The organism is uncultured Rossellomorea sp. (assembly GCF_947488365.1).
Lineage (GTDB): Bacteria > Bacillota > Bacilli > Bacillales > Bacillaceae_B > Rossellomorea.
Genome location: NZ_CANKZT010000001.1, coordinates 805,194 through 826,359 on the forward strand (window position 1 = coordinate 805,194; position 21,166 = coordinate 826,359).

27 protein-coding genes are annotated in these 21,166 nt (G+C 40.8%); 5 read left to right on the forward strand and 22 right to left on the reverse strand.

The window, feature by feature from the left end; genetic code table 11:
* The first annotated feature begins 44 nt into the window (after positions 1-44).
* Positions 45-866, forward strand: a complete 822-nt coding sequence (gene comER / locus Q1B03_RS04315; protein WP_299738548.1) for a late competence protein ComER — start codon at positions 45-47, stop codon at positions 864-866.
* A gap of 775 nt (positions 867-1,641) precedes the next feature.
* Here comER and Q1B03_RS04320 read toward each other — a convergent pair.
* Genes Q1B03_RS04320 through Q1B03_RS04355 form a run of 8 tightly spaced genes read right to left on the reverse strand, consistent with a single transcriptional unit; the run spans position 1,642 to position 6,668 of the window.
* Complete coding sequence (locus tag Q1B03_RS04320) at positions 1,642-2,388, reverse strand: class I SAM-dependent methyltransferase (RefSeq protein ID WP_299738550.1); 747 nt, start codon at positions 2,386-2,388, stop codon at positions 1,642-1,644.
* Positions 2,389-2,742 carry a ribosome silencing factor gene (rsfS, locus tag Q1B03_RS04325; protein ID WP_299738552.1) on the reverse strand — a complete coding sequence of 118 codons (354 nt, stop codon included), beginning with the start codon at positions 2,740-2,742 and terminating at the stop codon, positions 2,389-2,391. It lies immediately after the preceding gene.
* Between the two features lie 4 nt (positions 2,743-2,746).
* Positions 2,747-3,313: a bis(5'-nucleosyl)-tetraphosphatase (symmetrical) YqeK gene (gene yqeK / locus Q1B03_RS04330; RefSeq protein WP_299738554.1), complete on the reverse strand. Its 567-nt coding sequence runs from the start codon at positions 3,311-3,313 to the stop codon at positions 2,747-2,749.
* Complete coding sequence (locus tag Q1B03_RS04335; RefSeq protein WP_299739640.1) at positions 3,306-3,872, reverse strand: nicotinate-nucleotide adenylyltransferase; 567 nt, start codon at positions 3,870-3,872, stop codon at positions 3,306-3,308. The genes yqeK and Q1B03_RS04335 overlap by 8 nt, the downstream gene beginning before the upstream one ends.
* Positions 3,873-3,889: 17 nt before the next feature.
* On the reverse strand, positions 3,890-4,180 hold the full coding sequence (gene yhbY / locus Q1B03_RS04340; RefSeq protein WP_299738556.1) for a ribosome assembly RNA-binding protein YhbY: 291 nt from the start codon (positions 4,178-4,180) through the stop codon (positions 3,890-3,892).
* On the reverse strand, positions 4,167-5,012 hold the full coding sequence (aroE, locus tag Q1B03_RS04345; RefSeq protein ID WP_299738558.1) for a shikimate dehydrogenase: 846 nt from the start codon (positions 5,010-5,012) through the stop codon (positions 4,167-4,169). Before aroE ends, yhbY begins: the two co-directional genes overlap by 14 nt.
* A 10-nt stretch (positions 5,013-5,022) precedes the next feature.
* Positions 5,023-6,123, reverse strand: coding sequence for a ribosome biogenesis GTPase YqeH (yqeH, locus tag Q1B03_RS04350; RefSeq protein ID WP_299738560.1), 1,101 nt, complete (start codon positions 6,121-6,123; stop codon positions 5,023-5,025).
* Entirely contained in the window at positions 6,120-6,668 is a 549-nt protein-coding gene (locus tag Q1B03_RS04355) for a YqeG family HAD IIIA-type phosphatase (RefSeq protein WP_299738562.1), read from the reverse strand. Before Q1B03_RS04355 ends, yqeH begins: the two co-directional genes overlap by 4 nt.
* A 434-nt stretch (positions 6,669-7,102) precedes the next feature.
* On the opposite strand from Q1B03_RS04355, the gene Q1B03_RS04360 reads away from it, so the two are divergent.
* Positions 7,103-7,243 carry a sporulation histidine kinase inhibitor Sda gene (locus Q1B03_RS04360; protein WP_044339579.1) on the forward strand — a complete coding sequence of 47 codons (141 nt, stop codon included), beginning with the start codon at positions 7,103-7,105 and terminating at the stop codon, positions 7,241-7,243.
* 48 nt (positions 7,244-7,291) lie between these two features.
* Here Q1B03_RS04360 and Q1B03_RS04365 read toward each other — a convergent pair whose 3' ends face one another.
* The gene (locus Q1B03_RS04365; RefSeq protein WP_299738566.1) at positions 7,292-8,074 is read right to left on the reverse strand and encodes a phosphatidylserine decarboxylase; all 783 of its coding nucleotides are present in this window, start codon (positions 8,072-8,074) and stop codon (positions 7,292-7,294) included.
* A 221-nt stretch (positions 8,075-8,295) separates the two neighbouring features.
* On the opposite strand from Q1B03_RS04365, the gene pssA reads away from it, so the two are divergent.
* Complete coding sequence (gene pssA, locus Q1B03_RS04370; RefSeq protein ID WP_299738568.1) at positions 8,296-8,835, forward strand: CDP-diacylglycerol--serine O-phosphatidyltransferase; 540 nt, start codon at positions 8,296-8,298, stop codon at positions 8,833-8,835.
* Between the two features lie 67 nt (positions 8,836-8,902).
* On the opposite strand, the gene Q1B03_RS04375 is transcribed toward pssA, so the two are convergent.
* Entirely contained in the window at positions 8,903-9,040 is a 138-nt protein-coding gene (locus tag Q1B03_RS04375) for a hypothetical protein (RefSeq protein WP_172655779.1), read from the reverse strand.
* 198 nt (positions 9,041-9,238) lie between these two features.
* On the opposite strand from Q1B03_RS04375, the gene sigK reads away from it, so the two are divergent.
* Positions 9,239-9,955: an RNA polymerase sporulation sigma factor SigK gene (gene sigK, locus Q1B03_RS04380; RefSeq protein ID WP_299738575.1), complete on the forward strand. Its 717-nt coding sequence runs from the start codon at positions 9,239-9,241 to the stop codon at positions 9,953-9,955.
* A 313-nt stretch (positions 9,956-10,268) separates the two neighbouring features.
* Here sigK and Q1B03_RS04385 read toward each other — a convergent pair whose 3' ends face one another.
* The 7 genes from Q1B03_RS04385 to Q1B03_RS04415 form a co-directional block, all read right to left on the reverse strand.
* Positions 10,269-10,424, reverse strand: coding sequence for a hypothetical protein (locus Q1B03_RS04385; RefSeq protein ID WP_299738577.1), 156 nt, complete (start codon positions 10,422-10,424; stop codon positions 10,269-10,271).
* Between the two features lie 26 nt (positions 10,425-10,450).
* The gene (locus Q1B03_RS04390) at positions 10,451-10,591 is read right to left on the reverse strand and encodes a YrzI family small protein (protein ID WP_172655777.1); all 141 of its coding nucleotides are present in this window, start codon (positions 10,589-10,591) and stop codon (positions 10,451-10,453) included.
* 936 nt (positions 10,592-11,527) lie between these two features.
* Complete coding sequence (locus tag Q1B03_RS04395; protein ID WP_187443288.1) at positions 11,528-11,767, reverse strand: YrhC family protein; 240 nt, start codon at positions 11,765-11,767, stop codon at positions 11,528-11,530.
* A 102-nt stretch (positions 11,768-11,869) separates the two neighbouring features.
* Positions 11,870-13,006 (reverse strand): bifunctional cystathionine gamma-lyase/homocysteine desulfhydrase, encoded by a 1,137-nt coding sequence (locus Q1B03_RS04400; RefSeq protein ID WP_299738588.1) that lies wholly within the window; start codon positions 13,004-13,006, stop codon positions 11,870-11,872.
* Between the two features lie 2 nt (positions 13,007-13,008).
* Entirely contained in the window at positions 13,009-13,932 is a 924-nt protein-coding gene (locus tag Q1B03_RS04405) for a PLP-dependent cysteine synthase family protein (protein WP_299738590.1), read from the reverse strand.
* A gap of 145 nt (positions 13,933-14,077) precedes the next feature.
* Positions 14,078-14,770 carry a 5'-methylthioadenosine/S-adenosylhomocysteine nucleosidase gene (mtnN, locus tag Q1B03_RS04410; protein WP_299738592.1) on the reverse strand — a complete coding sequence of 231 codons (693 nt, stop codon included), beginning with the start codon at positions 14,768-14,770 and terminating at the stop codon, positions 14,078-14,080.
* Positions 14,771-14,786: 16 nt separating this feature from the next.
* The gene (locus tag Q1B03_RS04415; RefSeq protein WP_299738594.1) at positions 14,787-15,425 is read right to left on the reverse strand and encodes a class I SAM-dependent methyltransferase; all 639 of its coding nucleotides are present in this window, start codon (positions 15,423-15,425) and stop codon (positions 14,787-14,789) included.
* A 184-nt stretch (positions 15,426-15,609) separates the two neighbouring features.
* Here Q1B03_RS04415 and Q1B03_RS04420 point away from each other — a divergent pair, with 184 nt between their 5' ends.
* Positions 15,610-15,816, forward strand: a complete 207-nt coding sequence (locus Q1B03_RS04420) for a DUF2536 family protein (RefSeq protein WP_299738597.1) — start codon at positions 15,610-15,612, stop codon at positions 15,814-15,816.
* Positions 15,817-15,864: 48 nt separating this feature from the next.
* Here Q1B03_RS04420 and Q1B03_RS04425 read toward each other — a convergent pair whose 3' ends face one another.
* The 5 genes from Q1B03_RS04425 to Q1B03_RS04445 all read right to left on the reverse strand — a co-directional run bounded on the left by Q1B03_RS04425 (position 15,865) and on the right by Q1B03_RS04445 (position 21,141).
* On the reverse strand, positions 15,865-16,572 hold the full coding sequence (locus tag Q1B03_RS04425) for a YrrS family protein (RefSeq protein ID WP_299738599.1): 708 nt from the start codon (positions 16,570-16,572) through the stop codon (positions 15,865-15,867).
* A 137-nt stretch (positions 16,573-16,709) separates the two neighbouring features.
* Positions 16,710-18,467: a penicillin-binding protein 2 gene (locus Q1B03_RS04430; protein WP_299738601.1), complete on the reverse strand. Its 1,758-nt coding sequence runs from the start codon at positions 18,465-18,467 to the stop codon at positions 16,710-16,712.
* 99 nt (positions 18,468-18,566) lie between these two features.
* Positions 18,567-19,043: a transcription elongation factor GreA gene (greA, locus tag Q1B03_RS04435; RefSeq protein ID WP_299738603.1), complete on the reverse strand. Its 477-nt coding sequence runs from the start codon at positions 19,041-19,043 to the stop codon at positions 18,567-18,569.
* A gap of 179 nt (positions 19,044-19,222) precedes the next feature.
* Entirely contained in the window at positions 19,223-19,858 is a 636-nt protein-coding gene (gene udk / locus Q1B03_RS04440; protein ID WP_044339568.1) for a uridine kinase, read from the reverse strand.
* Between the two features lie 5 nt (positions 19,859-19,863).
* Positions 19,864-21,141, reverse strand: coding sequence for a U32 family peptidase (locus tag Q1B03_RS04445; protein WP_299738606.1), 1,278 nt, complete (start codon positions 21,139-21,141; stop codon positions 19,864-19,866).
* Positions 21,142-21,166: the final 25 nt, after the last annotated feature.

Genomic DNA, 21,166 nt, shown 5'->3' on the forward strand with positions numbered 1-21,166 from the left:
ATTCATAAGTTTTAGGAGAGAGTGTGATAGAAGGAGGGCTGCACATGAAAGTAGGTATCATTGGAACGGGAAACATGGGGAAAATCATTATTGAAGCTCTCATTGAATCAAAAGCGATTTCTCCTTCACATCTTCATATTACGAATCGTTCAATAAAAAAGGCCGAGGATATAAAAGAGAAATGGAACAAAGTGAATGTGAGGTATTCAAATGAAGACGTAATTGCGTCATCTGACTTGATCTTCCTTTGTGTGAAACCTCATGATGTGTATGATGTGATTCAGGAGAATAAGAAAAGCTTTACAAAGGACAAATGCGTTGTTTCGATAACCAGTCCAGTTAGCGTGGATCAGCTAGAGTCGTTACTGACCAGTTCCTGCGCCCGATTCATTCCAAGCATTACAAATCGCGCACTAAGCGGGGTGTCACTTTTAACGTATGGAAGTCATTGTTCAGATAAATGGAGACGAGATTTAACGAGGCTGGCTGAGCATATTTCCACACCTGTAGTGATTGATGAAAATGTGACGCGAGTGGCTTCTGACATTGTCAGCTGCGGGCCGGCTTTTTTCAGTTATGTCACACAAAGATTTATTAACGCTGCTGTGGAAGTGACGGAAATTGACAGGGAGACGGCTACTGTTCTGGCATCCGAAATGCTAGTTGGTCTTGGGGACTTATTAAAGAAAAATATTTATACATTACCGACACTTCAAGAGAAAGTTTGTGTAAAAGGAGGAGTGACCGGAATAGGCATTTCAGTCATGGAAAGGGAATTAGGAGATGTTTTCGAAAAATTATTTGAAGCTACACAAGAAAAGTTCGTGGATGACATTGAAGGAACGAAATCACAATTTGGAGTCTAGCAGGACTCCTTTTTTATATTTCGACATAAAATGAATTTTCCCTTCTTTTTTAACGCTCTTTTCGCAAAGATTGTTATTTTTAACATAAGTTCTGCATTGCTCTGTCAATTAATGTGTGCTGGATGGTGAGGGGAACTGCTCCGCTTTCCGCGGACGTTTGGCCGAGCCTCCTTAGCTTCGCTTCCGGGGTCTCGGCACGCCCGTACTTCCGCAGGAGTCTACGCAGTTCCCCTCACCATCTTCAACATAATTTCCGTGACAGAGCTTCAACATGTACAAGAAAGTCATTTAACTAGAAAATATAATTCTTCTTTCATAAAAGGGAAATCAATCTCTACCCTTAATTAAGGTTGTTTGCTAAAATTCTTGTTCTGATTAATTTCCTTAAAGATACATGCTCAGAATGTTGATTGAAGCGGAAGGATGCTCGACTCCTGCGGGAATAGCTGGACAGTACGAAAAGCGGAGGGGCTTAGCTCAGGGGCGACAAGCATAAGACGAGTCTGCCGGAAAGGCGCACTTTGCCTTTTTGGCAGACTTGGCTTATGACCTCGAGCCCCTAAGCCCCGTAGCTGGACAGGTGAGACCCCGGAGGCGCAGCCGAGGAGGCTCACCGCCAGCCCCGCGGAAAGCGAGCATCCTGGAGCGGAAATCAACTAGTACTTTCTTCTCTACAATAGCAACAAACTTTGCAGAACTTTTTTATAAATCCTTTTGATAAGGCCATTCAAAAAAGCCGGACCATTTCTCTTTTCAGAGACGATCCGGCTTTTTATTATTTCTTCTTACAGGTAAAGAAAATTCTTTCACTATGGTCTGTAGGAGCTTCTCCCGTGAAGTCTGCAGAGATCTCCAACACTTCGAACCCTGCATCCTTTAACCATTCCTTTAAGGTAAGAATGGGGTATGTCCGCTGTTTGTGAAGCTCTTCTACTCTTTCGTACTGATTCGTTTCCTCATCTTTCACGAAAAAAGTCAGTTCATGCTCTACACTATTGGGCACTTCTCCAGGAAAGCAATCCCAAATGTATGAAACCTGATCATCCGTCAGGGTATACGTCTTGTTAATAAATATTTGCGTCATTTTAAAAATGGAATGCACATCAAATAGGAATAAGCCACCCTGCTTCAGATGAGCAAATACACTTTTAAACGTATTTTCAACATCAAGTTCGTCTTCCAGGTAATTCAGGGAATCACAAAAAATCGTGATAAGATCGTATTCACCAAGTGAATCAAGCTTTGACATATCCTGTTGAAACAGATTAAGCTTTACGTTCATTTCTAATGCCTTTTCCTGAGCAACCATCAGCATATCCTGGGAGAGGTCAACACCTGTTACATCGTAACCGTCCCGGACTAGGCGCAGCGATAATTCCCCTGTGCCACAAGCGATGTCAAGAACACTTTTCCCTTGGATTGAATGGGCCTTGGCTTGTTTATCGACAAACTCCAACCAGCCATCATATGGGACGTCCTGCATTAAATAATCGTACATATAAGCAAAACGTTCATAACTCATTTAGTGACTCTCACCTTGTCCAACTTCGACGAAAGATGCATCTCCCCATAAGCGCTCAAGATTATAGTAACCTCTTTCCTCTTTATGGAACACGTGAGCGACTACATCACCTAAGTCGACTAAGATCCAGCGTGCTTGATCAAATCCTTCCAACCGTTTGACTGAATAGCCATTTTCTTCTGCTTTGTCCTTTAATTCACGGGCAATTGCCTGTACCTGTTTGTCTGAGTTCCCGTGACAAATCAGGAAATAATCCGCAATTAAAGAAACACCTTTCATATCTAATACAACAATATCTTCAGCACGTTTATCATCAGCGGCATTAAACGCTAATTCTACTAAATTTTGTTCCATTCCTTCATCTCCTCTGGTTTAAAATTAATCCGTTATAAAAGCGAAATGTATCCGGATAGATCGCTTGATTTTTTTTCATTAAAAACGTCATTGTATTTTGAAGAGCCTTTAAAATGCCTTGATCTAATGATTCTTTGGCGAGTTCCCTCACTTCTTCCACCCCGGGAAATTGTCGATTCGGCTCGATGTAATCAGCTAAATAGATCACTTTGTCCAGAGTGGTCATCTCTTCTTTTCCTGAAGTGTGGTAGCGAATGGCATTTAAAATATCTTCATCCTGTATACCAACTTCACGCTCTACAAGTAAGGCTCCTACAGGTGCATGCCAGAGCTCACTATTGTACAGCAAAAGATCCTGAGCCAGCTTCTCTTCTACAATGATTCTTCGCATTTCATGCTTATCCCGGAACTTCGCATAGTCATGGAAAATCGCCGCTATTTCCGCCTTTTTCTCATCGGCTCCATACCGTTTCGCAAGCTCTATACTTGTGTCCATGACACCACAAGTGTGTATATAGCGATGTTCCGTTAAATGGTCTTTTACGATTTCCAAGGCTTTTTCCCTATTCATACAACTTCTCCTCCTTTATGAATCGACACACATCATCTGGAACTAAGTAGCGAACCGATTGTCCCTTTTTCACTGTGTCGCGAATATAGGAAGAAGAAATATCAATTTCTGGAACCTCAATCAACTGAACATCAAACGAAGTCTCATGTGAATAGGAAGGACGATTGACACCAATAAACCTTACCATTTCCTGAAGATCTCCGATTCGATACCACTTCGGGAGATATTCGATCATATCCCCGCCTATTATAAAAGAAAACTCGGTTTCCTCTTCCCTCTCGGTTAATAGCTTGATGGTGTCGTAGGTGTAAGAGGCACCCTCCCTTTCCAATTCAATCCGCTCAATGGAAAAGTGGGGGTTGCCCTTAATCGCTTGTTGCAGCATGAAGAGGCGCTGATTCGCCGTTACACGATCATCCACCTGTTTATGAGGAGGGACATGATTAGGAAGAAATCGAATTTCATCTAAATTTGCCTTCTTCAACACCTGCTCGGCAATAACCAAGTGGCCCATATGAGGAGGATTAAATGTCCCTCCCAGGAGTCCAACCTTTTTCATCATTTTATCAATCCTTATCATGGTAGGATTAATTGCTTGTTTTCCTTCGATTCTTTGTAAAGGACGATGGTACTTCCAATTACCTGGACAACCTCTGCTCCTACGCCTTTTGATAGCTGGTCAGCTACCTCTGACTTATCCATATCACAGTTTTGAAGAACACTGATTTTCATCAGTTCTCTTACTTCAATCGCTTCTCCGATTGTTTTAATCATATTTTCATTGACTCCGCCTTTTCCCACTTGGAAAACCGGATTTAAATGATGTGCTTCTGAACGTAAATATCTTTTTTGTTTACCTGTTAACATGTTGACCTCCTAGTTGTTGTAATACGGTGTTTTTCATTATCGAATACGGTGGAAAGATTCCAGTCCACTTTTCAAATGAAAGGGCTCCCTGGTACACAAACATATCAAGACCATTTTGAGTACGAGCACCTTTCTGATTCGCTTGCTTTAATAATGCTGTTTCTAAAGGGTTATAGATAATGTCACTAACGATGCACCCCTCTTTTAACTCTTTGATCGTTAATGGACTCCCTTTTATATGAGGAAACATTCCTATAGATGTTGTATGGATGATTACATCATATTGGTCCAATCTGTTTTCAGCAGCCTCAAGAGATAGAAAGCGCGAGTTTAAATCGAAAGGGCACGCTTTAATCATATTTTCTGCTCTCAATGCAGTCCGGTTGGTCACATCGATTCTCTTTACTCCCAAAGAAGCAAGAGAATAATAAATGGCTCTCGCAGCACCACCGGCACCGATAATCAGCATCGATTTATCTTCAAGTTGGTCATCTGCTATATTTTTCAAGCCTTCAACAAACCCAAGACCGTCTGTATTATAACCGATCAGCTTACCGTTTTCATTGACAATCGTATTCACTGCCCCGATCGCCCCTGCCAATGGATCGATTCCATCTAAGAGAGGCATGACATGTTCCTTATGGGGAACTGTCACATTCACTCCTTGAATTCCCAAAGCCTTTATTCCATTAATGGCTTGGGAAAGCTGCTCTTTTCTCACGTGAAATTTCACGTATGCAGAATCCATTCCACATTCTTGGAACGCAGCATTATGCATCTCGGGAGACATAGAATGGGCAATCGGATCTCCTATAACACCATATAGAGCCACAGAATCCCTCCTAGATTAATGATTTTCTCAAGAAAACACTAACGCCTTTAGGAACATGGGCAGCAATGGTCGCCCCTCTGTCATTCACTGTAATCCATCCTAAACCTGAGAAGACGATATCTGTTTTTGCTTCTTTAATTCTGAACTCATGCCTCACAAGTGGAGGGAATGTGCCCATATCATCTTTTCTTGGCGGCTGCAACAGTTCTCCTGCATGGTTCATATAGAGCTCATCGGCTTTCTCAATCTTTGTGCGATGAATGGATAGTTCATTTGAGAAATAACAGGTAAATGCCTGACGCTCACCCGCCATGAAGTCAAAGCGTGCCAATCCACCGAAGAAAAGGGTTTGTTCCGGATTCAACTGGAAGGTTCTCGGCTTGATCTCTTTCTTGGGAGTAATGATTTTCAAATCCTGTTTATCAACAAAATGGGCCATCTGATGATGATTAATAATTCCCGGCGTGTCTATGAGTGATTCTTCGTCATCAAGTGGAATTTGAATCATATCGAGAGTGGTGCCAGGGAAGTGAGACGTCGTAATGACATCTTGTTCACCTGATACATGCTTGATAATACGGTTTATAAACGTTGATTTCCCAACGTTTGTACACCCTACTACATACACGTCTTTCCCGTTTCGATAATGTTCAATCGCTTCGATCGCTTCGGTAATCCCCTGACCTTTTGCAGCACTCACTAACTGAACATCAATAGGCTTTAACCCTAATTGACTTGCTTCATGCTTCATCCAATGAATCAGCTTGGAGGGTTTCACAGACTTGGGGAGAAGATCCACTTTGTTTCCGATTAGCAGAATCGGGTTAGACCCCACGAAACGATGCAATCCAGGCAGCCAGCTCCCATTGAAATCAAATATATCGACAATCTTGACAATCAACCCTTCTGAATCACCAAGTTCATTTAATATTTTCAAGAAGTCATCATCCGTTAAGGGGACATCCTGGACTTCATTATAATGCTTTAATCTAAAGCAACGTTGACAAATAATCTCTTCTTTTTGAAGAGCCGAAGGAGGTGCATACCCCATTCCTTCCTTATTCTCCGTCTGGATTTCAACGCCACATCCTATACATACAACTTGACTCACTTTTTATCCTCCCACTCAAGCATGCCTTTACGCTTGAAAAACTTCATTATTCTGCGTTCAACTCGACGATTGAACTTTGTGATGAACCCATCTGATTGAGCAACGGGAACAACCAGTATCGTATGGAAACCGTTTCGATTTCCGCCCAAAACATCCGTTAACAGCTGGTCTCCAATCACGACCGATTCTTCCTTCTTCACACCCATTTCCTGAATCGCCCTCTTAAAAGCGCGTCCCATTGGCTTACGGGCCTGAAAAATAAACGGAACGCCTAAAGGTTCTGCAAATGCTCCCACCCTGTTTTTATTATTATTGGACACAATGGTCACAAGGATTCCATGTTCCTGCATCTCTTTAAACCACTGAATTAATTTAGGGGTGGCATTGGGGCGGTCCCATTCCACTAACGTATTGTCTAAATCTGTAATGATCGCTTTAATTCCCTTTTCTTTTAAATACTCCGGACGGATACTGAAAATATCCTGAACCTGTTCATCGGGTAAAAATTGCTTTATCACTTGCAGCACCTCAAATTTCTTTATCATTTATTCACTTTAATATTTTACTTTTTTTAAATTGTATAGCTCCACGTCCATTGATTTCTGCGGATTCCAAATTCTTTCTATTAGTATCTTTTAACCTATAACAGATTAATGATAACCAATTTTCCCTGCAGATTCAAAATAAATCACATATATTCCTGGGATTCCATAAATATTCCCAAAGAGAATAAATATTTTTCGACAAATTTTCAGTTTCCTTCATGGTTGTGGATAACCTTATTCACATTATACAAGACATGAATATGGCTTATTTACCAGTTATATACAAGTTAGTCACAACTTATCCACCGTGAACTGTGGATAACGGAACGCTTGTTCTAAAAAAATAAATTTGGTAAAGTTTAATTACTACTTAAAAACGTACAAAACTTAATATTTCGAAATAAAAAAAGATGATGGTTATGGAGGTGGCATTAATGAGGAAATTATCGGACGAACTGTTGATTGATTCTTATTTCAAAGCGTTGGAGTTGAAACTCAATACAGAATTCATTCGCCTCATCGAAATGGAAATTCACCGTCGATCTCTTACTAATAAAATAAAAGCTACTTCGTAGAATACTAACATGAAATGGGACGGATTTATATCAAATCCGTCCTCTTTTTTATTGAGTGAAATCTCCTATTGTTTCCCCGACGGTTACATTCCTTGGAATTTCTTTGTTCCTTGAGAATTGGAATGTATCCCTTTCAAATAAAAGGATCACGGTGGAGCCGAAGCTGAAGTATGCGACTTCTTCGCCTTGTTTCCACTCTTTTCCTTCATGAACATAATCAACGCTGTTGACAAACATGGCCCCTACCTTTACTACAGCCACTTTGCCCTTTACATGTTGAAGCTCCGTAATGGAGCGGAAATTCTTTGAAAGTGCTTCTTTGCCGTACATCAACCCCAGCTCATTAACAGGGTAAGAATGCTGTCCAAGTGACCACCTGCCGAGAATCGTGCCTGACACGGGGCTGTGTATGCGATGATAATTTGCAGGACTCAGATAAAACACCGCAAATTCTCCCCCGCAATAATCAGAAGCTTTCTCTGCACTACCAAGCATATCAAGAATGGAGTACGTCTTTCCTTTCACCTCTATTTCAAGGGACTCGGAAATGACTCCGGTACTGGCAAGTGAGCCATCAACTGGACTAACTGCTTGTTTCTCACTATATTGTACGACCCTCGCATCTTCCTTCAGGTTTCTTATAAAGAAGTCATGTAATGTTTTATAGTCAGCTACCCGACCTTCTATTTCATCCACATTTATTTTGTACGTTTTAATGAATGATGAAACAAACGGCCGACTCAAAGGTGACTGTACAAATTTCCTGATCATATAAGAGGACCATTTCTTATTTGTTAGTTCAATAAAAAGACGATAAATGGATTGCTTCATTATAATCCCTCACATATTTCTAAAAAACGATTAACTTTAACAGTTTAATAAGTATATAATAAAATATTATTATATACTATATTTATAAGAATCTTTTTTCACCATTGGATGTAACAGTGACCTCAGGGCCCTTGTTTCTGCAAGTAATGTGACACGTGAAAATCCCAGGCAGAAATTATGTTCAATGGTGAGCAAACTTATTTAAAAGGAGTGAGTAATGATTGTTTCTCTCCGAAGTCGTCGATCAAACATTTAAAAAGCTTAAGGCCCAAACGGCCAACCTCATTACCTTGTCCAACTTATCTTTAGGTGGATTTGCTATCATTTCTATTCTTCATAACCAATTAAACCTATGTTTGTTACTCATTTTCGTCGCAGCCTTAACAGACCGCTTTGATGGGATGGTTGCGAGGAGATTGAACATTGAGTCAGAATTAGGGAAGCAGTTGGATTCCATGAGTGATATTATATCATTCGGCGTAGCACCGGCATTACTCCTGTATACAGCTGTTCTGAATCAGTATGACTTTCCCGGGATGTTTTTCGTCATATTTTATATAGGGTGCGGAGCTTTTCGATTGGCTCGCTTCAATATTTCAGAGAACGATGGCTACTTTACGGGCTTGCCAATAACCGTAGCCGGATGTTTACTGACCCTGTGCTATTTCGCCATCCCATTTGTTTCAGGTGTTCTCATTTTATGTATGACCATCATTCTGTCCATTTTAATGATTAGCCCGTTTACTTTAAAGAAGATGTAAGGATGATAACAGAGCCCTGTTCCCATGGAACAGGGCTCTGCTCGGATATAAGGTTGTACTTGTCAGGCTAACAGTTATTGTAGTACCACCATCCACCAAATAGGAAAAGTAAGATTAGTAATACAACAACTAACGCGAAGTAGAATCCTCCACCACCATAGTAACCTGGATAGACTGGTCCATAACAAGGGTACCCATACGGCATTACAATACCTCCTCACTTACTTTTACTACTAGTATATGTACATAGGGAAAGAGCGTATAGGCATTTTTCACCTTAAATATGGGATTTACCGGCTAAGAAAGTTTGCCTTTTCTTTGATTACTTTCCAGGGACATGCAAGGACATTCCCTTCTTATCATATGAATGAATATAGGCTTAAGTCCTTATGGAGGTGTAAACATGTCTGGAGTTCTAACAGCACTGGGGTATTTCTTTAAAGAGTTAATTTTCCTCGTTTCTTACGTTAAGAATAATGCATTCCCTCAACCACTATCTGCAGCAGATGAAAAGAAATATTTAAGGCTGATGGCAGAAGGAAATGAGCATGCCCGTAATATGCTCATTGAACATAATCTGCGATTGGTTGCTCACATCGTCAAGAAATTCGAAAACACAGGCGAAGATCCAGAAGATCTAATTTCCATCGGGACCATCGGATTGATCAAGGCAATTGAAAGTTATTCAGAAGGCAAAGGCACCAAGCTTGCAACTTATGCGGCACGATGTATCGAGAATGAGATTCTTATGCATCTTCGTGCTCTCAAGAAAACGAAAAAAGATGTCTCTCTTCATGATCCTATCGGCCAAGATAAAGAAGGAAACGAAATCAGCTTAATTGATATCTTAAAGTCTGAGAGTGATGATGTCATCGATACGATTCAACTAAGCATGGAACTGGAGAAAGTAAGAAAATATATTTGTGTTCTCGACGAAAGAGAAAAAGAAGTCATTGTGGGGCGATTCGGATTAGACTTAAAAGAGGAAAAGACTCAGCGGGAAATTGCCAAGGAACTGGGAATCTCAAGAAGTTATGTATCACGAATCGAGAAAAGGGCACTGATGAAGATGTTTCATGAATTTTATCGTGAAGAAAAAGAAAAACGCAATAAATCATGAAAAAAGCGATCCAGGCTCGGATCGCTTTTTTTATTTGCTATTCAACACTGACTTCAGCGGCAATAATCAGACCAATCACAGATGTTACGATAAGACCCATTATCATTGAAAACATCGTAATCTCACTCCCTCTTTAGCAGTAATTAGTATTACTCCTCTTACTATTAATGTATCACGAAAAGCCGGATATTCCCCTCTCAATCGTGAACAACTTATTACTAAAGATTGACGGAACTGTGTCTGTCTTACGGCCCTCTTAATCCCATTAAAACAAAGGAGGACACCCTCCGAAAAAGGCATCCCCCCATTCATTCTATTTCTTATCCTGCTTCTTCTTTTTATGGAAGAGAGCCGACCAAAAAACAATATTTAAAAACATCGTTCCACCCACCTTCTGTTTCGTTAGGCAGTATCCTTCTCTACCCATAGCGCATTTAGCCTTTTCTCCTGTACATAAATCATATTTCATTCTCCTCTCCATTTTTTGATATTACCTTAGAACAACTGGGACATGTACTGGTTCTTGGTTTTCGTTTCTTCATAGAACTTTGAAACCGTTTCATTGTGAGTCACTTCTTCAAATGTTTCTTGTTTCTTTTTGAACGTTACCGTAATAAATAAAAGATTCAGTGTCATACGTATCACCCCTTTCAAAGTGCCTGCAGGGCTGCAAGGCATACTAAAAAGCCACAAAGAGTCCGATCCTTGTGGCACAAAAAAGCCACAGGAACCTGCATTCTCCCTGTGGCTATCATTTAATGGATTTAAAAATTAAGCGTGAAGCATCCCACAAGCGGTCGAATGATGAAAACAATATGAAGTTGTGTCTATTTTTCCAATAAGCATGAACATGTTCTTCGACCTCCCTCTTGTGATTTTTTTCTTACATTGGTTAGTATATCCAATTTCCATTAGAAAGTAAACCACTTTCCTCATTATTTTTTCTACAAATTTCCACATTATTCTAGAGTGTTCTTTTTCATAGTTTTGTGATTTTAAGACATCAGACCTTCCGCGGGCTCTGTCAATGAGAATGTGCTGGATGGTGAGGGGAACTGCTACGCTAGCTGAGGAGGCTCGGCACGCCCGTTCTTCCGCAGGAGTCTCCGCAGTTCCCCTCACCATCTATAGAAGATTTTCGTGACAGAGCATAAAGGTCAAAATAACAAATATAGAATGTATAGGATATGATTTCCAATGATCCGATCTGGCAGTAAGAAAGACTAAATTGACTTATTACCCTAATATTCGTTATCAATTTTTTGTTTATGCGATCCTGTGTAGATAATTTGTTTTATGAAACAAACTATCTACATATCTACAATTGGAACTATTTTATGTTTGTTTATCAATAACCCATAGGTAAATAAATAATTAGCACAGAGTGGATTGGAGCGGAAAGGAACGGTCCAAGTTTTCACACTTCACTCATACAAAAAATGAATTTATTTTTTTAGAATCTATACAAAACCATGGGATGAGACCCCATATGCGGGTGAAGGCTCACAGCCATCCACTTTTGAAAACGACAAAAAGAAAACGAGTCCTCAATGAGAACCCGCTTTACATGATCTATTCATCTATAGATTGCATATCTTTTTTGTATTTGATCGCTTTTGTAAAAAATATAAGTGACAATCCGAGTAAAACAACGGTCCCTGTCATGAGGGTGATCGTTTTACTAGGTGTGACGGTTTCTGTTGGAATAATGACCCCTAAATACATAAAGACACTAAGTGCAAGTAACGTAAAACCAAATCGTTTGAAGTCGTTCATCTTTTGTTGAATGGTTCTTTTTTTTGCGTTCTTCATGTGCATTCACCTACTTTAGAACTAGTAAACTCTCATTCTATGGTAACATACTGACGCATGTCAGCTACCATGTAATTGATACCAGTTCTACCAGTTGACGAATTACTTTGAAAGGGCATTTTCAATATCTTCAATCAGGTCTTCCACGTCTTCAAGACCTACAGATATACGTACTAATCCGTCTGTGATCCCTAACTCATTTCGGCGCTCTGCCGGAATGGATGCGTGAGTCATGCGAGCCGGAACCGAGATCAAGCTTTCTACAGCTCCCAGACTTTCAGCTAATGTAAAGTATTTGGTGTTCGTGAGGAGACGATCAGCATTTTCTTCACTGCCCACATCAAAGGATACCATACCACCGAAGCCGGATGCCTGTTTCTTGGCAATGTCGTGGTTCGGATGGGTTTCGAGTCCCGGATAGTAAACCTTTGATACTTTCGGGTGTGATGTAAGGTACTCGACTATCTTCTTCGTGTTTTCTTCATGTTCTTCCATTCTAAGCCCCAATGTTTTAATGCCCCGAATCAGTAACCATGAATCCTGTGGTCCAAGAACCCCACCTGTGGAATTCTGCACAAAAAATAACTCTTCAGCAAGCTCTTCGGAATTCACAACGACCAGTCCTGCCACAACGTCACTGTGTCCGCCGATGTATTTCGTTGCACTGTGAAGAACGATGTCTGCTCCCAGGCTGATTGGATTTTGCCAATATGGCGTGCTGAACGTATTATCTACAATCGTCAACAGATTGTGCTTCTTAGCTAATGAAGCTGCAGCCTCGATATCGGTAATTTTCAATAATGGATTTGTAGGTGTTTCAATGTATATAGCTTTTGTATTCGGCTTAATGGCACTTTCGATATTGTTGGTATCACTTGTATCAACGAAGGTGGACTCGATACCGACGCGATTTAACACCTTCGTCATGACGCGGTACGTTCCTCCATAAACATCGTCTGTCATCACAATATGATCTCCGCTGTTGAACAACATCATAACCGCTGTGATAGCCGCCATTCCCGATCCGAAGGCAAAACCTTTTTCCCCGCCTTCCAGATCTTTAATAAGCTCTTCAAGGGCGTGCCGGGTCGGGTTTCCGGAACGCGAATATTCAAAGCCTTTATGCTTTCCTACTTCATCTTGTTTATACGTACTCACCTGATAAATGGGAGTGGATACAGCACCTGTTTGAGGATCTGTCGGGATACCGCCGTGTATTAATTGTGTTTTCTTTTTCATGATTAGATTCCTCCTTCATATATTTTCTTACTTAAATAGCGCTCACTTGAATCCGGGAAAATCGTTACGATGTGACTTCCGGATTGAGCTTCTTCTGCCTCCTGTAATGCGGCATGAAGTGCAGCGCCAGAAGAACTGCCAACCAGTAAACCTTCCAGCAAGGCAAGCTCTTTTACTCTTTTAAAAGCATTGTCATCTGTTACGGTATGGATACTATTGAAATAGCTTGAATCCATATAGTGAGGTAAAAATTCCATACCGATCCCCTCAGTTTTATGAGGTCCCGTTGACCCGCCATTCAAAATGGATCCTTCAGGTTCGACAATCACTGTTTTAATATTTCCATTCATTTCTTTGAGGAATTGAGCTGTCCCCATAAAGGTACCACCTGTCCCCGCACCTGCAACAAACGTATGAATTTCGCCGTTCATCTGGCTCCAGAGTTCCGGTCCCAATGTTTTGTAATACGTATTGGGGTTAGCATCATTTCCAAATTGCTGAGGAGAATAAGAGTTAGGGATTTCCTTCACCAGTTCAGTTGCTTTTGCGATGGCTCCCTTCATTCCTTCTTCGGTAGGAGTATGGACTATTTTTGCTCCTAATGCTTTCATAAGCTCCTGTTTCTCCATACTGAATTTTTCAGGTACGCAGAACATAACGTTGTATCCAGAATTCACAGCTGCGAGAGCCAGGCCGATTCCCGTGTTCCCTGCAGTCGGTTCGATGAAGGTGCCTCCCGGTTTTATTTTACCTTTGCGAATGGCATCTTCTAATAATTCCCGGCCTAAACGATCCTTCACACTACCCCCGGGATTGAAAAACTCCAGCTTGGCAAAGAGGCGAACGCCTTTCTTCAATGGGAAGTTTGTAATCTCGACAATCGGTGTATTCCCAATCAGGTCATGTACGCTTTTATACACGTCCATGTATTCAATCCCCCTTTATAAAAAAAGCTGACCCATCCACCATCCCTGTTCTCCGTATACACGAATAGAGTGCTCGCCTGAACACATCTGTTCCGTATGAGTTTAGGAGAAAGTTGGTACCTGGGTCAGCCATATTTCCCTTGTATTATACAGACTCTACAATGCTCATTACCATTTTAGCAGAGTGAAGTGCTGCCTTTTCTAAGTATTGCTCGAAGGAAACATCTGATTCCTTGCCGGCAATATCAGAAAGAGATCGAATGATGACAAATGGTACGTGGAATTGATGAGCCACTTGCGCAATGGCAGCCGCTTCCATTTCTACTGCCTGTAAATCAGTAAACTTGTCACGGATCGCTTCCACTCGCACCAGATCATTCATAAATGAATCTCCCGTGGCGATTAATCCTGACACCACTTGAGCATCTCCCAGTTCCTTCACGCTGGCAATAGCCGTTTTCATTAATTTCTCGTCTGCTGTAAATGCTGCAGGAAGCTGCGGTACCTGACCGTATTCATATCCAAAAGCCGTTACATCCACATCATGATGTCTTACTTCTGTTGAGATGACGACATCACCAACATTTAGAGAAGGATCGAACCCTCCTGCTGACCCTGTATTGATGATGCAATCCGGTTTAAAATGCTGTAGAAGAACAGCTGTTGACATCGCTGCATTCACTTTGCCGATTCCTGAGCGAAGTAAGATCACTTCTTTGTCTTTCATCATTCCACTTGTATATTCACACCCTGCGATTGTTTCCACTACAGGGTTTGAAATATTTTCTCTAAGTAAGGCTACTTCTTCTTCCATTGCTCCAATGATGGCGATTTTCATTACTAAAAACCTCTTTCTACTGTTTAGTCGCCTCCATAATCCAAACAAAGGTATTCACTTGCTTAAATCGAACTGAAAATCCATTCTGGTTCAATAACTCCCTTAGAACCTCCAAGGTTGTGTAATATTCCCGTTTTAAATCTTCAGCCAGATTGTAATACTCTTTTTTTATTGCTTGGGATATGGCGGCTTGATAGTGCTGATCCGTTTCAAATATCGTATCGGCAAATACTATTTTACCACCTTGTGCTAGGAGCTTTCCATATATGCTAAAAGCTTTTCCCTTTTCTTCATCTGTTAAATGATGAAATGCATAGGAGCTGACGATGGAATCTGCCCTTCCTTCTAAAGAAAAGTCCAGGAAATCACCATCCCTAAACGTCACGTCTTCTCCAAGCTTCTGCATTCCGATCGCTCTCATTTCAGGAGAAGGTTCAAAAGGAACCACTTCAAGCCCTGCATCCAGTAATCTCTTGGTCAAGTTTCCAGTACCGGGACCAAATTCAACGACCCTTCCCTTAGAACGGGACACAACCTCGTCAAGAATGGATTCATACTCCTCGAAGACCGCTTGGTATTCAACGTCTTTTCCAGTAACTGTATCGTCATAAGAATCTGCCCAATCCTGAAACAAATCCAAAAATTCTCTACCCATGGTTTAGCACCTCTGCTACATTAAGTTTATAATTCCTATAAACATACTATGAATTAAAATTTAAACTGTTATTAAATTATCATATTCTCCTAATGAATTCAACAAATAATAATTGTAAAATCCGTTTTGTGACTCTAAAATAAGGGGAGACAACCTGCCACAAGCAAATGAGGAGGAGAATCTTATGAATATTTCATTTGACTTAATAGAAGATAAAGTGGAATTTTTTGAAGCAGATAATTTAAGAACATTAGAAAAGAAGGTAGATGAACAAATTCAGCATAATAAAGCGATCATGCTTAGTGTACACCATGTGGATCATGCCGTTTCAATTGATGAAAATGGCAGGAGGTTGTATAGTGCTGCGGTTCATTTTAAAGTAAAGAAGTAATTCATTGAAAAAGGCCCTTCCAAGAGAAAGGGCCTTTTTCATCTATTATTAGTCTTTATCATTTTCCACTAATTCCTGTACTTTCGTAGGCTGCCATCCTTTGCCGTCCACCCACTGCAGGTACACTCTGTATGGCGTTTTTGTATCTTTAGCTGTCACGGTAGCCATGGATTTCTGAGGGCCGCCGTTCCCTTCAATATACCAAACGGTCATATTATCTTCAGGAATTCCCGTTGCATACGACGTAGCTTTTACTTTTTCCTGCCAGTCGGCTGATCCTAAATCATATGAAGATACGTGTTCACCTGTTTGCTCTGTACCGATTGGCTTCCAGTTAGGATGCACCATTGTTTGCTTCACATTTGGATCGTCACTATCTTCTACTTTTAATTCACTTTGGTCTTCACCTTCTAATTTAACAGTGTCCTGCTTTTCATCAGAAGCTTCATCTTTTTGTTTTTCTTCATCGCTTTTCTTTTCTTCGTCTTTTTTATTTTCATTCTCTTTTTCCTCAGATTTTTTATCCTCATCTAAAGAAACAGATTTATCGTCTTTTTCAACATTATTATTGCTCTTGTTTGATTCTTTTGTTTCTGTATTCGCAAGACCGGATGATGCCTTTTCATCGCCGTCTCCCATCACTATTGTTGCTCCGACAACGACAATCAATAAAAGTACGACTGCAATCATTATGTTCAAAATTTTATTTGTATTCTTCTTGGATCGTTTATCTAATCGAGATTGGTATTTCGCCATTATGTTTCCCTCCCTATTATCCTAAACATTTTAACATGACAAGAGGAAAAGAATAAAGCGAAACATTATCCATTCTTAGGGATTCAGCCACTTTCATTAGAAAGGGAAAAAGGTCACAGGACCATTGTACAATAGGTTTAATCGTTTTCAAGATTATATATGGCATCTACGCTATCTTTGAAAATCGGGTAGATCCCACCCTCATCGATCTTCACATCCATGTTGACGGCAACCAGGGAGTATTTAGGGTTTTCAAAGGGAAAATATCCTGCGAACCATTTAATATACAATTCATTTTCTTTCGCTTCTTCACCCCGATAATTACCTGTTTGCGCCGTTCCCGTTTTACCGGCAATGGTGTAGGCAGCTGTTTGCAGGTATGGAGCAGTTCCTTCAGGTGAGTTTACAACTCCTCTTAAATACTGCTGAAGCTTCATTGCCGTATATGGAGTAATCGTCTCACCCTCCTGCTTTTGTTTGGGGAAGGAAAACATCTTCGTTCCATTTTGGTACTCGACGGCGGATACGGCACTCACTTGATATTTCTCTCCTCCCCTGGCGATGGTGGCCATCATATTGGCGATGCCCAGAGGAGTGACTCGAACTTCTTGTTGTCCAATCCCAGTTTGAGAAACAAGTTTGGGTTCATCTCTATGTTCTTCCGACGCAAAGATCCTTCCTTCGCTTACTTGAAGCTGAGGAAAGCTTTCGTAATGAAAGACATCCCCTTTCCAGACAATATCACCAAGCAAGCCGATCTTTTCAGCATATTCATCAAGAAGATGGGTATCTTTCTCCGTTAATTCATTGGCCAAATCCGCAAACGTCCGGTTACAGCTGACGGCAAGACTCGTTTTTATATTGATAGTTCCGTGTGGCTTTTCTGCACGACCGCCTCGAATATCTTCATCACATGCAAATAGCCTGCTTTCATCCACAATCCCTTCGTCCATGGCTGCAGCGGCGACAACGGTCTTAAACACAGAGCCGGGGATCAACGCTTTCAGCATGTAGTTCGTTGCCCCGCCACTGAACGGGTCACGGCTGCTCATCGCAGGTCTTGAGACACTTGCGACAATTTCGCTTTTTTCAATATCAAGGAGCAGTAATCCTCCCTTTTGAATGTTATACGTATCTGCAACCTCTTCCAATGCTTGCTGCATCTTCCCATCAATCGTCGTTTTCACATTAAGGGGATAGAATGGATTGGCTGGCGCCAAATATTTTACATCCACACCGAATAATGGGCCACCGATTGCATCAACATGATAGATCAATTTCGCTTCCTCTTCTGCTACCAGCCATTCATCAAAGCTCTCTTGAAGCCCGGACACGCCAATTTTCTGATTGGCCCCCTTTACTTTATCCGGGTAACGCTTATGGAACACGTCGGCATTTTCTCCCGTCACACCAATCAGCTGTGAAGCAGGCACTTCACTACTTTTGAACTTTTTCGTGAGTGCAAACACTCCTTGAATTTCAAGGTCATTGATTTCTTTCATTTGATTTTCGGTGAGCTGTAAAGGTTCTTTTCCGCCAAATACGATAGGTCCTTTCGCTTCTTCAACCTTAGATTGAATGGTTTTGGGAGGGACATGAAGGATTCCCGCCACTTTTTCTACTGGCCATTCGATTTGTTTTAGAAATGGAAAAAGAACGAGAATATTCTTTTCCGTAAACGTAAGAGGCTCACCGTTTCGATCAAGAAATTCTCCACGCCCTTCATCGATCACCAATTGTTGTGTTCGTTGAGATACACTTTCTTCAAGAAGATTGATTTTATGTTTCGAATAGGATTCTGTTTGAAATAATTGCAATTGCATCAGTCTCCCTGACAAGGCAAAGAGAGAGAGTAATAAGAAGATACTGAGCAGCCTGATTCGTTTACGTTTCATAATGTCACCTCGTCCCCATTGTTGACGAGTTTCGGGTGAAATAATCTTTTTCCCGGCATAAAAAAAGAAGAGGCCCGCTAATGAGCCCCTCCTACATGATCAGCTTACTTCCACAATCTTCACATTCATTTCTCCACCTGGAGTTTGAACGCTTACTTCCGCGCCTACTTTATGGCCAAGAAGGCTTTTCGCGATTGGTGAATCATTTGAAATCTTTCCTTCAAATGGATCTGCTTCTGCACTACCGACGATTGTGTATGTTTCTTTGTCTCCGTCCGGCAGTTCAACGAACGTTACCTTTTTACCTAATTGTACTGTATCTGAATTCATATCATCTTCTTGAATGATTTTCGCATTGCGAATCATGTTTTCTAAAGTAGAAATACGGCCTTCAACAAATGCTTGTTCATCTTTCGCTGCGTCGTATTCTGAGTTCTCGGATAAATCTCCAAAGCTTCGGGCGATTTTAATACGCTCTACTACTTCTTTACGTTTAACCGTTTTCAAATTCTCAAGCTCTTTTTCCAATTTAGCTTTACCTTCTGCTGTCATAGGAAATACTTTTTCTGTACTCATGACCCTCTTCACTCCTTCTGCTATCTAAGAGTTTCCCCATACTCTCTATGTAAATGTTCATTTGCTAGTTATGTAAAGGTAGGGAATGGAGAGAGAATTCATTCTCTCTCCATTCCCTGCTTCTTTACAATGTGGGAAAATGTAACTTCTACCTTTATGTCTTTATCTATGCTATCGTATTACAAAAATGACTTTTGTTCAAGAATTGTTTGAATTTTTGTTACCATTAAATCGATGGCTACGTGATTATGACCACCTTCAGGAATGATCACATCAGCATATCGCTTCGTCGGTTCGATAAATTGATTATGCATAGGACGAACAACTGTAATGTATTGATCAATGACGGAATCAATGGAACGGCCACGCTCCTTGATATCACGAAGCATCCTTCTAATGATGCGAAGATCGGCATCTGTATCTACATATAGCTTAATATCCATTAAGTTACGCAATCTTTCATCTTCTAATACTAAAATTCCTTCTAAAATAATAACATCTTTCGGTTCAACGAGAATCGTGTCGTCTGAACGGGTGTGCATTTTATAATCATAAACCGGCTTATTTACGGGTTGATGATCTAAAAGACCGTGCAGATGTTGAATTAATAGATCATTGTCAAATGCTAATGGATGATCATAATTGGTTTTTAAACGTTCCTCAAAAGGAAGATTCGATTGATCTTTATAATAATAGTCCTGCTGCAGCATTAAAATCGAATGACCTTGAAATTGCTCATAAATGGCTTTGGTGACACTTGTTTTACCTGAGCCGGATCCTCCTGCTACACCAATCACAACGGGTTTATGCTTCATAAGTATTAGGTGTTCTCCTTTCGCATCATGTTATCAGGATATACTCTCTGATGAACTTTGAATTTCACAATTTGTAATGGGTGACGTGCAACATCAAGCTCATTTCCTTTTTCATCCCACATTTTCTCGACGACTTGCGTGAAATTTGAGATTTCAGGTCCGAAAAACTCTATTTCCTGTCCTGTTTTAAAATGGTTTCTTTGTTGCAGGGTGACGATTTGCGTTTCTTCGTCGTAATCTAACACAAGTCCGACAAATTCATAGTTTGTATTTTTCTTATTATGAACACCAAACATTTGCTCCTTAAAGCCAGGAACTCCCTCAAAGAACGCTGGAGCTGTGTCACGATTCGCACATTTATCCAGTTCTTTCAGCCACTCTTGTTTAATCGTAAAGTTATCGGGATCTTTACAGTATTCGTCAATCACTTTACGGTATACACTTACGACAGTGGCTACATAGTGAATGGACTTCATACGTCCTTCGATTTTCAGGCTGTCAATGCCTAATTCAATCATTCTCGGAATTGATTCAACCAGCTTTAAATCTTTCGGACTCATGGCAAAAGGAGCATCACCGTTGTCGTAAAGAGGATTTTCATTCTCTCCGTCGACTTCATATAAATCATAATCCCAACGGCATGATTGACAGCACCCGCCACGATTTGAATCACGGGCAGTCATATGGTTACTTAATGTACAGCGGCCGGAGTAGGCAATGCACATAGCTCCATGAATAAAGGTCTCAATTTCAATATCCACCTTTTCCTTCATCTCTCGGATTTCGTCGCCGCTTGCTTCACGGGCCAATACAACACGATCAAGTCCTTCTTCTTTCCAGAACTGGACTGCCTTCCAGTTTGAAAGTGACTGCTGGGTACTTAAATGTACCTCCACATTCGGAGCGACTCTCCTGCATGTCTCAATGATGAGGGGATCTGCTACAATAATACCCGCGACTCCCGCTTCTTGAAGTCCACGTAAGTATTCTTCCAGGCCATCCATATTTTCATTATGGGCATAGATATTGGTTGTCACATATATTTTGGCACCATAAACCCTTGCAAACTCAACGCCCTCTTTCATCTCTTCAAGGGTGAAGTTCCCGGCATTTGAACGCAGGCCGTATTCCTGTCCGCCAATATAGACTGCATCTGCACCGTAATGAACAGCTATTTTCAATTTTTCCAGATTACCAGCAGGAGCCAGTAGTTCAGGTTTCTTCACAATGACACGCTTTCCATCTACCATCTTGGATATAGGGTTTTTCACAACCGTGGTCATCGTAACTCCTCCGTTCTGATCAAAC